General features: G+C 50.4%; 12 protein-coding genes. 1 reads left to right on the top strand and 11 read right to left on the bottom strand.

What is annotated here, in order from left to right:
* Positions 1-122 precede the first annotated feature (122 nt).
* Complete coding sequence (locus tag ACEPST_RS09630) at positions 123-1751, bottom strand: peptide ABC transporter substrate-binding protein (RefSeq protein WP_204121913.1); 1629 nt, start codon at positions 1749-1751, stop codon at positions 123-125.
* A 913-nt stretch (positions 1752-2664) separates the two neighbouring features.
* Positions 2665-4293, bottom strand: coding sequence for a peptide ABC transporter substrate-binding protein (locus ACEPST_RS09625; RefSeq protein WP_204121912.1), 1629 nt, complete (start codon positions 4291-4293; stop codon positions 2665-2667).
* A 1129-nt stretch (positions 4294-5422) separates the two neighbouring features.
* Here ACEPST_RS09625 and hflX point away from each other — a divergent pair.
* A complete protein-coding gene (gene hflX / locus ACEPST_RS09620; RefSeq protein ID WP_204121911.1) occupies positions 5423-6700 on the top strand; it encodes a GTPase HflX in 1278 nt (425 codons plus the stop codon).
* A 427-nt stretch (positions 6701-7127) separates the two neighbouring features.
* On the opposite strand, the gene ACEPST_RS09615 is transcribed toward hflX, so the two are convergent.
* The 9 genes from ACEPST_RS09615 to ACEPST_RS09575 form a co-directional block, all read right to left on the bottom strand.
* Positions 7128-7784 (bottom strand): amino acid ABC transporter permease, encoded by a 657-nt coding sequence (locus ACEPST_RS09615; RefSeq protein WP_125765887.1) that lies wholly within the window; start codon positions 7782-7784, stop codon positions 7128-7130.
* Between the two features lie 16 nt (positions 7785-7800).
* Positions 7801-8439, bottom strand: coding sequence for an amino acid ABC transporter permease (locus ACEPST_RS09610; protein WP_203637505.1), 639 nt, complete (start codon positions 8437-8439; stop codon positions 7801-7803).
* Positions 8436-9272: a transporter substrate-binding domain-containing protein gene (locus ACEPST_RS09605; protein WP_204121910.1), complete on the bottom strand. Its 837-nt coding sequence runs from the start codon at positions 9270-9272 to the stop codon at positions 8436-8438. Before ACEPST_RS09605 ends, ACEPST_RS09610 begins: the two co-directional genes overlap by 4 nt.
* A gap of 20 nt (positions 9273-9292) precedes the next feature.
* Positions 9293-10033, bottom strand: a complete 741-nt coding sequence (locus tag ACEPST_RS09600) for an amino acid ABC transporter ATP-binding protein (RefSeq protein WP_125580705.1) — start codon at positions 10031-10033, stop codon at positions 9293-9295.
* 685 nt (positions 10034-10718) lie between these two features.
* Positions 10719-11687, bottom strand: coding sequence for a DUF6681 family protein (locus ACEPST_RS09595; protein ID WP_204121909.1), 969 nt, complete (start codon positions 11685-11687; stop codon positions 10719-10721).
* Between the two features lie 20 nt (positions 11688-11707).
* A complete protein-coding gene (locus tag ACEPST_RS09590) occupies positions 11708-12229 on the bottom strand; it encodes a hypothetical protein (RefSeq protein WP_204121908.1) in 522 nt (173 codons plus the stop codon).
* A gap of 74 nt (positions 12230-12303) precedes the next feature.
* On the bottom strand, positions 12304-12762 hold the full coding sequence (locus tag ACEPST_RS09585; RefSeq protein ID WP_203637509.1) for a Fur family transcriptional regulator: 459 nt from the start codon (positions 12760-12762) through the stop codon (positions 12304-12306).
* Between the two features lie 616 nt (positions 12763-13378).
* The gene (locus ACEPST_RS09580; protein ID WP_125765939.1) at positions 13379-13954 is read right to left on the bottom strand and encodes a guanylate kinase; all 576 of its coding nucleotides are present in this window, start codon (positions 13952-13954) and stop codon (positions 13379-13381) included.
* Complete coding sequence (locus ACEPST_RS09575; RefSeq protein WP_204121907.1) at positions 13944-14366, bottom strand: bis(5'-nucleosyl)-tetraphosphatase; 423 nt, start codon at positions 14364-14366, stop codon at positions 13944-13946. Before ACEPST_RS09575 ends, ACEPST_RS09580 begins: the two co-directional genes overlap by 11 nt.
* Positions 14367-14513: the final 147 nt, after the last annotated feature.

The following is a 14513-nucleotide window of genomic DNA, read 5'->3' as shown; positions in this document are numbered from 1 at the left end:
ATGATAAATGATTGCAATAATATCGAAAAGTAAGGACCAACTCGCGTTAATCCTTACTCCCCGATAAAGCTTATTTAAGTCGGGCCTTCGCCTGACCGTCATAACTGATTTAAACGTGTTGCTTACTTAGCAATGTAAGCGCGACTGAAGTCCCAGTTAGCACCGGTTGGGAAGTAAATCAATCCCTTGACATCGGACTTGACCAGTTGGGCTTTCCCTTGTTGGTAAACGGGGATGATCCCTTGGTCATTTAAGATAGTCTTTTGGGCGTTAACCATGTCATTCCAACGAGCGGTGTTGTTGTTGGCATCCTTACCAGTGGCTGCGGCAACATCCTTGTCGTAAGCCTTGGAAGACCATTTCCCGTTGTTGTAAGAGTTACCTGAAGTGAACAGAGACAGGAATGAAATTGGGTCAGGGAAGTCAGCACCCCAAGCAGAGATAACGGCATCGAATTGGCCATTTTGTGAACGGCTCAAACGCGTCTTGAATGGCAAGTTACTGTTGGTAACCTTTAAGCCATCCAACTTAGCCCATTGACTCTGGATGAATTCGGCACTGTTCTTACCGGCTGGCGTGTCATCGGCCATCAAGGTCAGTGAGTAGCTAGAACGGCCCGTTTCCTTCAAAGCTTGCTTCCAAAGCTTCTTAGCCTTGGCCAGGTCTTGTGAAGTTGCGGCTGGAACAGCAGCATCAGTGTTGAAGTCCGTTCCCTTGTTTTCAGCTAAACCAGTTGAAACTAAGCCCTTTGCGGCAGTAGAACCATCAGCTAAGACCTTGTTGACGAATTGGTTCCGGTTGATAGCCAGTGATAAGGCTTGACGCGCCTTCTTGTTCTTCATCATTGAATCTTTCTTTTCGTTCAATTCAATGTAGAAGGTTGAGGCACTCTTGCGTTCAACGTATTGCTTGTCGTTCTTGTAGTTCTTAGGTTGTTGACCACTCAAGTAAGTTGCATCAAGCTTGCCACTTTGGTACTGACTCAAAGAAGTTTGGGGATCCTTCATCGTCTTGAAGTTGATCTTCTTTAGTTTAACATTCTTAGCGTCCCAGTACTTAGTGTTTTTGCTTAATGTCCAGTTATCGGACGTACCAGTCCAGTAAGTTAACTTAAATGGACCGTTGTAGACGTTGTCCTGGGCATTCGTTGCGTATTTCTTACCGTATTTTTGAACAACTGATTCATTTTGTGGGAAGAACATTGGACTTGCAACCAATGAAGGGAAGTAACTAGTAGCTTGCGTTAACGTGACAACCACCTTGTAGTCCCCTTCGGCCTTAATCCCTAAGCTAGAAACTGGCTTCTTCTTGTTCATGATGGCGTTGGCGTTCTTAACCTGCGCGTACATGTAAGCGTATTGTGAAGCGGTCTTAGGGTTAACGGTCCGTTGCCAGGCGTAAACGAAGTCTTTAGCGGTTACCTTGTCGCCGTTACTCCAGTTAGACTTACGCAAGTTGAAGGTGTAAGTCTTACCATCTTTGGACTTGGTGTAGCTCTTAGCGACCCCTGGGTGAATGGAACTGTTCTTGCCGATCCGGAGAAGACCTTCACCGGTGTTGTTCATCGTTTCCCCAGAAACAACGTCCGTGGCGGTAGAAGAATCCATTGAAGGTAATGCGGAATTTTCCATCCAGTTTAACGTCTGCTTGCTAGCCTCGCTAGAACTGTTTGATGATGATCCACACGCTGCAAGTAACACAGCGGCAAATGTCGCGACCGTTCCGAGTTTGACTGCCGAATTGATTTTCATTTTATAATCCAACCCCTCTTAGTTGTTTGATAAATAAATTGACAACCTCAAATTTGATATTGCAATTGTATATTAGAAAACAATTAAAATCAATGGTAAAAGCTAATTTAATTTAAAAAATTTTATAAAAACGCTGTTGTACCGCAGTTTAAAATAAAAAATTAAAATCTGATGTCACATTTAAAACAGGATAAATTTTCGTTTTCTGTATACCGTATACAGAAAAACAGCATAAAGTTACGATGCTGAATGACTGTTATACCAGCAATGGTTACGGTTACATAGAGTTAGTAAACCCTTTTATTAGAGTTCAAGGAGCGCACACTGCCGGGATTCAGTCGCTGATGATGCCGCTACCAGTTAACCTATTAACCCATCAAAATCGGTGAATTCTAATATTCATTTCTCAAAAATAGTCATTCTAAGTTTTCCGTAAGAACGACCAGGCAAAAAGATTAAGGATCTTATAGCCAGTATCCGGCCTAGAAGCCCTCTCTTCGCCCGCCTACGTCCGTTTAGCCCCCGACCCCGGTAATTTCCTACATATACAAAAACAGGACTGACACGCCCAGCTAGAGGGGTATCAGTCCTGAAAAAATTATCAGTTGTCTAATTCTTGAAAGATAGATGTTATCAGTGCCGTCAGAACGGGAAAATGAGACAGCTCCGGCCAGTGTAAGTGACCAGAGGTGGGCCAAGCCGGCCAGCTGTGTCGATGGTCTTAGCTGAGCGGTTTTCTCAGCTTAGAGCATGGGACAACCTTTAAGACTTGTGACTTTCAAGGCTTAAAGTTGAGGTGGAAGCCCGCCCTTCGGCTGGGACCGACCCCATAGCAGGCCCACTTGAGCCCACCGCCGGGAACGGACGCCACCGAACACCTCTCATTTTCACTGCCGAAGCGGCTCCAACCAGCTTACTTAGCGATGTAAGCCTTGCTGAAGTCCCAGTTGGAACTAACTGGGAAGTAAGTGACGCCCTTAACCTTTGACTTGACCAATTGTGGCTTGCCACTCTGGTAAACTGGAATGATCCCTTGGTCCTTCAACAGAACCTTTTGGGCATCAATCAGATTTTGCCACCGGGCAGCCGGCTTGTTGGCGTTGGTCGTCGTAGCTTCCTTGACCAGCTTGTCGTAAGTCTTGTTAGACCATTTCCCATTGTTGTAGGAATTGTCGGACGTGAACAGGGACAGGTCGGTGATTGGGTCTGGGAAGTCAGCGTCCCAAAGCGTCACCACGGCGTCGAATTGGCCACTAGCAGAACGGGAAAGCCGCGTTTTGTATGGCAAATTAGAGTTGGTGACCTTGAAGTTAGGCAGCTTCGACCATTGACTCTGGACAAATTCGGTCGTGCTCTTGCCTTCGGCAGTATCGTCGGCCATCAGGGTCAGCGCGTAACTCTTACGCCCAGTTTCCTTTAAAGCTTCGTTCCACAACTTCTTAGCCTTAGCCAGGTTGTGTTCGGTAGCGGCAGGAATCGTGCCCTCAGTCGCAAAGTCCTTGCCGTTGCGGATGGCCAGGCCACTCGTGACGATCCCGGTTGCGACCTTTGACCCGTTGTCGAGCACTTTGTTCACAAATTGATTCCGGTTGATGACTAATGATAAGGCTTGACGCGCCTTCTTGTTCCGCATCATGGAATCTTTCTTCTCGTTGAGTTCCAGGTAAGCGACCCGGGAACTGTTCCGTGCATGGTATTCCTTGTTATTCTTGTAGTTCTTTGGTTGTTGGCCACTCAGGTAAATAGCGTCGAGCTTACCACTCTGGTATTGGCTCAAAGCCGTTTGGGGATCCTTAACGGCACTAAATTTGATGTGATTAAGCTTAACGGACTTGGCATTCCAGTACTTCGTGTTCTTGGTCAGCGTCCAGTTGTCTGACGTCCCGGTCCAGTAGCTCAGCTTAAAGGCCCCGTTGTAGACGTTGTCTTGGGCGTTGGTGCCGTACTTCTTGCCGTACTTTTCCACGACGCTTTGGTTTTGTGGGAAGAACGCGGTTTGGGCGACCAGCGTTGGGAAGTAGCTGACGGGATGAATCAGGGTCACTTGGACCTTGTAATCCCCGACGGCCTTGATGCCCAGCGTGGAAACGGCCTTCTTGCCATTCATGATGGCGTTGGCGTTCTTCACGTCAGCGTAGAGGTAGGCGTATTGGGACCCCGTCTTCGGGTTGACTGTGCGTTGCCAGCCGTAAACGAAATCTTTGGCGGTTACTTTGTCCCCGTTGCTCCAATTGGATTTCCGGAGATTAAACGTGTAGGTCTTGCCGTCCTTGGACTTGCTGTAGCTCTTGGCGACGGCGGGATGCGTGGTACTATTCTTGCCAAACTTCAACAGACCCTCACCTGTGTTGTTCAGCGTTTCACCGGAAACGACGTCGGTTGCCAACGAACTGTCCATGGTTGGTAACGCGGAGCTTTCCATCCAGGTCAAGGTTTGATCCTTGGCTTGGCTACTGCTGCTAGAAGATGAGCCACACGCGGCTAACGCAATGGTGGTTAGCGCGGCGACCGTCCCTAACTTAATGACTGATTTAACTCTCATAAAATCCGACCCCTCTAAGTTAGTATGCCTAAGCAACTTGTTGATAAAGACCACTATAAATTAAAATAAAATGAGAATCAATACCAAATTCTCATTTTCGGGAGTTTCTGTTGGTCTTTGTCAGTGCCTCCAGGCTGGTTAAAAATGGGCCTGGTCGCGTCCGTTCCCGCCGGTGAGCTCAAGGAACCCTGCTATGGGGCCGGTTCCAGACCTAAGCCCGGTCTTCCACCTCAACTTTGAGCCTGAGGAACGGTCTCAAAGATTGTCCCGTGGGCTAGGCTGGCAAAAAGACACCAGCCAAGACCACCGACACAGCCGGGCACCTTGGCTCGCCTCTGGTCACTTCCACAACTGGCCCAATTTTCACCAGCCTTCCGGCTAACATCGGCCAACGCAGCAGCGATTGTGGGGTTGATTCTCAGAAGTGACTTATTTCTACCAGCCTTTAGAATCGGGGCCAATCAGCAGCTTCACCAGTGTTGCCACAAGTTGCTGCAACGTTTCCAGATAGTTGACGTGCATTCACATTAGAAAAATTATCGACGATAGCTTAACACTCAGCCAATGCCAACCCAGTGAAAATACGCGGTCAGTGTGAGTGACCAGAGGTGGGCCAAGCCGGCCAGCTGTGTCGGTGTTCTTAGCTGAGCGCTTTTTCTCAGCTTAGAACACGGGGCGACCTTTGTGCCCGCTCATTTCCGGGAACAGAAACCGGCCAACTTATATCCCAGTAATTTTCGTTCCTTCACACTGAAAAAATTACCAATGACACACCCAACCACCAACCGATACCAATCCAGTGAAAATGTGCGGTCAGTGTGAGTGACCAGAGGCGAGCCAAGGTGACCAGCTGTGTCGATGGTCTTAGCTGAGGTTTCTCACTCAGCTTAGACCATGGGACAACCTTTGAGACCGCACTTCGGCTCAAAGTTGAGGTGGAAGCCCGTCTCTCAGGCTGGAACCGGCCCCACAGCAGGGCTCCTTGAGCTCGCCGCCGGGAACGGACCTCAAACTGCCACCTGATTTTCACGAGTTTGGGACAGTCGGAAGCCTAACAACGCTTAATTTTTCGGTGTTTGCAAAGGAACATGTTATACTCAACGTATAGACTTTAAAGGAGGGTGATCTTTTGGAAGAAACCCCACGAACACCAGTCATCACGATTGGGTTGAACGCTGGTCAAGCCACGTTCGGCTACTCGATGACTGAACTGAAAAACTTGGTAGAGGCCAACAACATGACGGTCGCTGAAGAAGTTCAGCAGTCATTGCCAAAGCCAAATCCAGGGACTTACTTTGGCACTGGTAAGGTTGAGGAATTAGCGACGATTGTTGCGGACGATGGTGTCGATACCATTGTCGTGAACGATGAGCTGTCCCCCAGCCAAATCCGGAACCTGGAAGCTGGCACCAAGGCCCGCATCATGGACCGGACCGGTTTAATCTTGGAAATCTTCGCTAACCGGGCACAATCCCGCGAAGCCAAGCTCCAAGTACAACTCGCCATGCTGCAATACCAACTCCCTCGTTTGCACACCAGCGCTTCGCAACGACTGGACCAACAAACGGGTAGCGGTGGCGGCGGTGGGTTCACCAACCGTGGTGCCGGTGAATCGCAAACTGAAATGAGTCGGCGGACCATTCAACGGTCGATCAACCACGTCAACCATGAACTGAAGGAAATCAATCAGGCAGCCGCCACGCAACGGCAACAGCGGGAACGGAATGAACTCCCTTCCGTTGCGCTGGTCGGTTACACCAACGCCGGCAAGTCCACGTTGATGAATGCCCTGGTTCGTGAATTTGGTAAGAGCGAAGAAAAACAGGTCTTCGTGAAGAACATGCTGTTCGCCACGCTGGACACCAGCGTCCGTCAGCTGACCTTCCCCGACCAAAAGAAGATGCTGCTGAGTGATACCGTTGGGTTCGTGAGCCAACTCCCTACCCAACTGGTCAAGGCCTTCCGTTCCACGTTAGCCGAAGCTGCCAACGCCGACCTATTGATTCAGGTCGTTGACTATGCTGACCCGAACAAGGAATCGATGATGGCCACCACGGAACAGACGCTGCAAGACATCGGCGTCACCGACGTGCCGATGATCACCGTCTTCAACAAGGCCGACCTGACGGAAGCCCACTACCCGAACCGCGTGGGTGACCAACTCATCCTGTCAGCCAAGGACCCCGCATCCATCGATACCCTGGTTACGGCTATCAAGGAAAAGGTCTTCCACAACTACGTAACGGCCAACTTCCTGGTTCCATTCGCAGACGGTGATGTCGTCGCCTACATGAACGACCACGCCAACGTCTTGGACACCAACTACGAAGCAGAAGGCACGGCCCTGAAGGTTGAACTTCAAGAAGCCGACTTCGACCGCTTCAAGAAATACGTTGTTACCGAATAATTTGCACACCAAAGGCATCCCCCGACAAATAGTCAGGCGGATGTCTTTTTGTTTACGATAAATGAAAAGAGCCCACCCACGCCAGTTCCAACGAACTGAAGTGAGTGAGCTCAATTTAAACAATTTAAACAATTTAAACAATTTGAACAATTTAAAATCAAAATGAAGACAACAACCAACTAGACAAACGACCAGCGCAGTCTCGGGCTAAACCAGTGTCAGCCGCAGGGCTGGTGAAAATGGGCTCAGCCGTGGGAGTTGCCTTAGCGGTTTACCGCTTAGGCAACTGCTATCTTTGAGACGCGCTTCTCAGCGGCTCAAAGTAAGTCTGGAGACCGCCTTTCGGCTCCAGACGTGCGCCCACAGCGCCACGGCCCATTTTCACCAGCCCGGAGGCGCTGCAACAACACAAGTTAAGCCCAGAAGACTAAGCTTGGCGTTTTTCCAGGTAACGGGCGAGGACGGAAAGGCAGTAGCAGACCACAAAGTACATCAAAGCAATCGCCACGAACATCGGAATAATGTAGTTGGTGTTTTGCCCATAAATAATCTGTGACCGGTACAGCATTTCTGGCAAGAGAATAATGGTTGCCAGTGACGTGTCCTTGACCAGTGAGATAAATTGACTCACGATGGCGGGAATCATTTTAACCATGGCTTGGGGCAAGACAATGTGCCACAGCCCTTGCCAATAGGTTAACCCGTTGGCGCGGGCCCCTTCCATCTGGCCGGGGTCGACCGCTTGAATCCCGGAGCGGACAATTTCTGCCAGCATGGTGGATTCAAAGATGGTCATGGCGAGAATGGCCGCTGGAATAATTTCTGGCTTGACCCCCAGGTTAGGTAACCCGAAGTAGGTAAAGAACAGAATTAAGATCAACGGTAAATTCCGAATGATATCGATGATAAACCCAACGATAGCTGAAAAATACTTAATTTTTACGTAGCGGATGATCCCAAGAATCGAGCCAATAATGAAACTCCCAATGATGGACACCACGGAAACCAGAATCGTGATTCCCAGTCCACCAAACAGGTAGCGTAAGTTATCTGGGGAGTAGGCGTCAATAAAGTTTTGTAACATAATTTATTCTCCTCCCCTAAGCTAACCGTTTTTCTAAGTAACGCATGTAGTAACTGATTGGCATCGTGATGACCAGGTAGAGAACCCCGACCGCGGAGTAAGCCGCAATGGTTTCCAGTGAACTGGACGCGATGACGTTCCCTTGGTACATCAGGTCAAAGCCACCCACGAAGGCTAACGTTGAGGAGTTCTTGACCAGGTTCACGAATTGGTTGCCCAGTGGCGGAATGACGTACCGAAAGGCTTGGGGCAAGATGATGAACCGCATGGCCTGCCAGAAGGATAACCCGTTCGCACGGGCCCCTTCCATTTGGCCAGGGTCAACGGACTGAATCCCAGCCCGCACCGTTTCGGCGATAAAGGCGGACGTGTAGAGCGTCAACCCAATCGTCCCGGCGGTAAACCCGTTCATCTTGACGACGTACAGCGGAAAGACCACGTAGAAGAACATGGTGATAACCAGCAAAGGAATGTTCCGGAAAATTTCGATGTAGACCCGGGCCACGCCGCGGGCAAACTTACTTGGTGATTCCTCTAGTAAGGCGAAGAGCGTTCCCAAAATCAAACTGAAGATCAAGGCGAGCACACTGCACAGCAACGTCTGCCCTAACCCATACAGGAGGGTGCCTCCGTAATTTGCAAAGATATGAATCATTCTTTAGCCGCCTCCTTGTAGTCAAAGCCCTTCACGTTGTGGAACCACTTGTGCAGGAGTTTGTTATAAGTGCCATTGGCCCGTAACTCGGTCAAAGCCTGGTTCGTGGCGTTTCTAAACGGCGTCTGGCCCTTGTCCATGGCAATCCCGTAAGGTTCGGACACGAACGTTCCCCCGGTGACTTCATAACCCGGGTTTTGAACCGACATCCCGTATAAAATACCGTTATCGGTGGTCAGCGCTTGGCCTTGACCGGACTTCAATGCCGTCATGGCTTGTGCGTAGTCGGTCAGTTGTAAGACCTTCGCGTCAGGTGCGACCTTGGCCACGTTTTCCACGGAGTCAGAACCGACGACCCCGAGGACCGTGCCCTTTTGCTTGTTTAAATCTTTGACATTTTTAATGGAACTGCCCTTCTTGACCAGTAACGATTGACCGGCAAAGAAGTACGTGTTAGAAAAGGTGACTTGCTTGCGCCGTTCTGGCGTGTTGGTCATGGTGGCGATGATGGCGTCGATGTTCCCGTTCTTTAACATGGGCATCCGCGTTGAACTCGTCACTTGAATGAACTTGGCCTTGGCATCCTTGCCCAGCATTTGCTTGGTCAGTGCCGTCGCCAGGTCCACTTCGAACCCTTTGATCTTCCCGTCTTTGGTATCCAGCAACCCGAACAATCGGGTATCCGCCTTGACACCCCAAGTAATCGTCTTGGATTGTTGATCGGTCTTGTACACGTTCCGTGCGGACAACGGCTTGCTGCCACACGCACTAATGACGACCGTCAAGGCAACCAGGGAGAACAGCAGGCCCAAACTGCGAATTAATTTTTTCATAGTGAGCGTTCCTCCCCGTTTTAGTGTGTCAAAATCTTGCTTAAGAATTGGCGAGCCCGTTCATTGGTTGGTTGGCCGTCGAAGAAGGTTTCCTTAGAGTCGTCTTCCAAAATCCGGCCGTCAGCCATGAAGATTACCCGGTTGGCCACTTCACGCGCGAAGCCCATTTCGTGGGTCACGACTAGCGACGTCATACTGGAGTCCCGGGCGATGGTCTTCATAACGTTCAGCACATCGTCGATCATTTCAGGGTCCAAGGCACTGGTTGGTTCGTCAAACAAGAGGCACTTCGGCTTCATGGCTAACGACCGCGCAATGGCGATTCGTTGTTGTTGTCCCCCAGAAAGTTGGGATGGCATCTTAGGCGCTTGATCGGCTAACCCAACCCGGTCGAGCATTTCCATGGCAACCTTCTTGTTTTCCTCTTCGCCCCGGTGTAACACGATCCGGGGTGACAGCATGATGTTTTCCAAAATCGTCTTGTTGGCGTAGAGGTTAAAGTGTTGGAACACCATCCCCACGTTCTTCCGAATCCGGTTCATATCCGTCTTTGGATTGGCCAAATCTTGGCCGTTAACGATCAATTGGCCATCGCGAATCTGTTCCAGCCCATTGACGGTCCGAATCAGGGTTGATTTCCCGGAACCAGAAGGCCCGATTAAAACAACCGTTTCCCCGGCTTCAATCGTTAAATTAATGTTATGCAGCGCGTGAAAATCGCCGTAGTACTTTTCCACGTTGTGAAATTCGATCATTGACATAAGTATTCCCTCCACTAGTGATTTGTTTGCCGTGCTTGCGGCGGACTAGCGCCTCATCCAGTCCCTTGAGACCAGATTTTTACAGTGTCTAAGGTAAAGTTTAAACCAAAAAATTTACCCGGTCAAAGTAAACCACTCCAGGTTACCCACCCCTACTGACCGTTTGGGGGTTCAAAGATTAGATGTACCACGGGTCCGGTCTGCTTTCAAAAATATTTCACGCTTGTGATTCCCATGAGGAAGCGGCGAGCGCGTTTTCGGAGCCGATTCATCACATCCCCTGTCACCTACCCAAATTGGTGAAAATGAGGGTCACACCTTGGCTTTCGTTCCCGGCGGCGGGCTCAACCGGGCCGGCTATGGGGTCGGTTCCAGCCTGAGAACCGGGCTTCCACCTCGACTTTGTGCCTGAAAAGCGGTCACAAAGGTCGTCCCGTGGGCTAAGCTGAGAAAGGCCCTCAGCTAAGACCACCGACACAGCTGGCCGGCTTGGCCCACCTCTGGTCACTGACATGGCTTGCTCATTTTCATCAATTACTTACTTCCCTGGCTAACGCTATCCTGGTTATCCCCTTCCGTAGTTGCCACGCCTGTGTCACTTTGCTCGCCACACAAAAAAATCAACCTGCCCTGTCTGGATGGTTGATTTTTTCTGAATCATTTTCAGTTTTGCCGGTCACCTAACTTAATGATGATACCGGGACGTTCTAGTCATTGGTTCATCATCGTTGTTGGTCGACGTCGGTTGGTCATTGTCATAACGGGCGCGGCGGCTAGTGGTCGTCTGCGTTGGCGTTGTGGTGGTTTGACCGTAGCCCCGGTCGTAGGTGTTCGTCGTGGATTGGTCACTGTGCTTGTAGGCCAGTTGGACCGCCACTTGGAAGTCACCCGGTTGCTCGATCAGAGACGTGCGGCCTAAGACCTTGAAGGGTCCCCCGACCAGCGTGGCGTTGGCTAAATACAGTTCGAACTGATCACGCACATCGGCCACATTTTGTAAGCCGACCGTACTGACCACGCCGACCCGTTGCTTCTCTGCTTGATTGATGCCGGCGTAGACGACCAGTTGGTTGCCTTCCGTTTGCATGTCGAAGTAGGGAATCAGGGTGCCAGGGCCAGACGCGTAAACGGGCTTGCCGTTCTGGCGTGTCTGTTCCATGATTTCACGGTCGCCCAACCCGGAGTAATCCAGTAGTAAGAGCTGATTCTGTTGGAGTTGCGTGGCAAGGTTTTGCACGTTGCGCGCATCCATGCCGCTCATAGTCAGCTTTCCGGGGAGAATCTTCTTCTCATCAAAGTAGCCGTTGGCCGGAATGTTTCGACCGCCGCGGACCGCCGTTTTAGCAGCGTCCTCTTCGGCTTCCTTAGGCTTCATGTGTAGCATCTTTTCAATCTTAGGCGAGATGTCGAATGGGGCCGTCTTCTCGGTAAAATAATAGATGGTGTTCAGGTAGACAAAGTACAAGAGAATGATGGCTACCAGTAAGATCAGTAAGCCCCAGAACGGATGGCCGTTTTGCAGGTAACGAACCGCGATGTAGAACAGGTAGAGGTCACCCAACGCACCAATGATCACGTAGATGCGGTTTTTAATTTTAGCGTTGACGTTGATGTAGCCTAAATAATGGTTGACCATATCAAGGAAACTAAGCATTATCGGTCCCCCTTCCTTCGTTATTGATTTGTGCCGTCATTGGTTGTGCCAGTTGTCGTTTGGCCACCCGTGTCGGTATTGTCAGTCGTGTCATTTGCCGTATCGGCGTTATCCGTTGAACTCTCTTCCGTAGTCGCTGAAGAGCTAACGGCGCTCGATGAGGTCTTCTTCTTTTTAGACGTGGTGGTCCCAGTCGTCGTGTTACCAGTGGTATTCCCCGCGGTGCTGGACTCGGTCGTAGAGGTCTTCTTGGCCGAGGAGCTTTCCGTGTCCGTGGATGACTCGTCCTTCGATGAGGAATCACTGCTATCGGAACTGCTCTTAGAAGAGTCAGAATCCTTCTTCTTACTGTCGTCGCTAGCCTTTTTCTTCGAATCACTCGACGACATATTGTTGACCAGTGATGAGCTGGTGTTCGACACCCGCGTGGCGCCTTCGTTGGTCTTCGTCACCGTGTTCGTCACCACGTTAGTTGCCCCCAAGGCCAGAGCCATTGAGACAATTGCGAACGGCGTAATCAAGGGTGGTGTGCGATACCCCATGCGTCATTCCTCCTTCGTTTTGCCTAATTACGACTATTGTCGCATAGGAAACTCAAAAATCTTTCAAATTTATCTTAATTTTTCACTAAGTCTGCTTCCTGAACGCCGGCCGCCTTGCAGTCAGCGCAGAGGCCGTACAGTTCGAAGCTATGCCCAGCAATTTCACAACCCGGTAATTGATCTGTGAAAAAGTCCATCGGGCACATCTGTAATTCAATCACCTTACCACAATTTTGACACACAAAATGATGATGGTGTTGGTGATGCAGGTCACACTGATACTTGACCCGTGCCCGTTCCTGTTCCGTGTTTTGCTCAACGATACCAACCTCTTCAAATTCCTTGAGGTTACGGTAAACCGTGTTGTGGCTCATCCCCGGAAACTCGGTCCGCATGTAAGCATCCACGGTCACCACGTCGGTGTAGTGGGCTTGGTTCGTCAGCAGAAACTCCAAGAGAGCGTGCCGTTGCTTGGTCATCTTCAGTTTGTTCTTCTTTAAAATGGCGACGGCGGTGGTTAACGATTCTGCCATAGTGCCCAACCTCCTTCTTTCTCTGTTCATGGGTCTTGCGAAAATAAACGGGTGTTGCTTGTGCTGGTCGTTCCCGACGGCGGGCTCAGCCTGTGGGGCGGGCTTTCAGCTCGACTTTGAGCCAAAGACCGGTCTCAAAGGTCGTCCCGTGGACTAGGCTGAGCAAAAACCTCAGCCTAGTCCACCGACACAGCTGGTCAGGTTGGCCCGCCTCTGGTCACTGATAAGGTGCGGTGATTTTCACTAGCCGCTTAGCCCCAACCAGTAATTGTCCTTATATTCTAATTTAATTTATCCGTGATTGATTCACGAACTAAACACGTTCAATTTAAACTCACAGGCCAACCAATAAGCCTAACATCCAATTCGGTTCAAACCAGTGTTAGCCGTGAGGACGAGAAAAACTGACTCAGCCGTGGGATTTCTAACGCGGTTCGCGTTAGAAATGGCGACTTTGAAACTCGCCCTTTGAGGTTCAAAGCGAGCTTCGAGACCGCTCCTTGGCTCGGAGCGTCCTGCCCACCGCGTTCCGGTCAGTTTTTCTCGTCCGGTAAGGCGACCCAAACATCAGTGTAAACCCGAATTCCCTGTTAGTTTATCATATTTACTGGGAAACTCAACTATCAGCCGTCTCTCCCTGCCGCAACCGCGTCATCAATTCATCCAGCTTCACTTGGGTCTGTTGCCAGTCGTCGTTGTTTAGCTGAATGGCTTTGCCTCGCAGTGCCAGCGGCATGGTCAGGTCGCGACGATACTCTGGACTGGCTAGGCGCTGGGCCATCATTTCTTCATCGTCGCCGCGTTTGCTCAACCGATGGGCCAGCTTGGTAGACTCGCTAACCGTGAGGAAAATGATCACGGCTTGGTCGCCCAGCTCTTCGGCGTAGGTGATGGCGCCCTTGCTATCTAACACGATGGCGTCAAACGGTGCGCGTTCAAAGCCACGGGCCAGGCCCTCGCGTGAGGAACCGTAGTGGTAGCCGGCGTACGTCACGGATTCCAGGTAATGGTTCTTGGGGAAACTGGCTTCCGTTTCAAAATAGTAATCGACGCCATCAACCTCACCCTGGCGCGGTGGCCGCGTCGTGTGGGTGATGACCTTGGTCACGGGATAGTGCGCCACCAGATAGTCTTGGACCGTGGTCTTGCCGGTCCCCGTTGCGCCGGTAATCACCAAAACTTTATTCGGCATACTGGTCCTCCAAGTACGTATTGGCTTGGTCTAACAAGCCCTTTAAGTTGTCATAGCTCAGGCGTTCGCGGGCAATCTTGTAGTCGAACCAGCCGAATTCACTGATTTCTTCAACTTGCCGCTTGATTTCACTGTCGGCTGGCACCAACGACGTGTAGAGGACCACGTGTTTGTGATGGCCGTTCTTCATGTCGTAGTCCAAATCGGCGTGAAACTCGGGATTGATAGCGACGACTAGACTGGTCTCTTCTTTAATTTCACGGACGGCTGTCTGGAGATCCGTTTCATCCCCCTCGACGTGGCCCTTGGGAAAGCCCCAGAAGTGACTGGTGGCACTCTTTAACAGTAAATATTGGATTTGATTGTCGACGAGCCGGTAAACGACCGCGCCGCTAGCATTTTCGGTAATCATGTTGCATTGCCCCCTCGGAATTAAATAAACTCCTTCTATTTTAAATCGAAACCACCCAGAATGGGTAAAATAAACCCGACTTTCTCAAAAACAACCGCTTACTCTCATTGACTTTTAATTTAATTCCACGGTACACTATCCCAGACA

The organism is Levilactobacillus sp. FUA 3915 (genome assembly GCF_044053135.1).
In the GTDB taxonomy this organism is placed as follows: Bacteria; Bacillota; Bacilli; order Lactobacillales; family Lactobacillaceae; genus Levilactobacillus; species Levilactobacillus lanxiensis.
The sequence above is the reverse complement of the archived record's forward strand: the minus strand, read 5'-3'. Positions and strand labels throughout refer to the sequence as shown.

What these genes read in the sequence shown, in the direction of transcription:
- ACEPST_RS09630 (WP_204121913.1), bottom strand. Translation starts at nt 1,751, where the DNA reads ATGAAAATCAATTCGGCAGTCAAACTCGGAACGGTCGCGACATTTGCC.
- ACEPST_RS09625 (WP_204121912.1), bottom strand. Translation starts at nt 4,293, where the DNA reads ATGAGAGTTAAATCAGTCATTAAGTTAGGGACGGTCGCCGCGCTAACC.
- ACEPST_RS09615 (WP_125765887.1), bottom strand. Translation starts at nt 7,784, where the DNA reads ATGTTACAAAACTTTATTGACGCCTACTCCCCAGATAACTTACGCTAC.
- ACEPST_RS09610 (WP_203637505.1), bottom strand. Translation starts at nt 8,439, where the DNA reads ATGATTCATATCTTTGCAAATTACGGAGGCACCCTCCTGTATGGGTTA.
- ACEPST_RS09605 (WP_204121910.1), bottom strand. Translation starts at nt 9,272, where the DNA reads ATGAAAAAATTAATTCGCAGTTTGGGCCTGCTGTTCTCCCTGGTTGCC.
- ACEPST_RS09600 (WP_125580705.1), bottom strand. Translation starts at nt 10,033, where the DNA reads ATGTCAATGATCGAATTTCACAACGTGGAAAAGTACTACGGCGATTTT.
- ACEPST_RS09595 (WP_204121909.1), bottom strand. Translation starts at nt 11,687, where the DNA reads ATGCTTAGTTTCCTTGATATGGTCAACCATTATTTAGGCTACATCAAC.
- ACEPST_RS09590 (WP_204121908.1), bottom strand. Translation starts at nt 12,229, where the DNA reads ATGGGGTATCGCACACCACCCTTGATTACGCCGTTCGCAATTGTCTCA.
- ACEPST_RS09585 (WP_203637509.1), bottom strand. Translation starts at nt 12,762, where the DNA reads ATGGCAGAATCGTTAACCACCGCCGTCGCCATTTTAAAGAAGAACAAA.
- ACEPST_RS09580 (WP_125765939.1), bottom strand. Translation starts at nt 13,954, where the DNA reads ATGCCGAATAAAGTTTTGGTGATTACCGGCGCAACGGGGACCGGCAAG.
- ACEPST_RS09575 (WP_204121907.1), bottom strand. Translation starts at nt 14,366, where the DNA reads ATGATTACCGAAAATGCTAGCGGCGCGGTCGTTTACCGGCTCGTCGAC.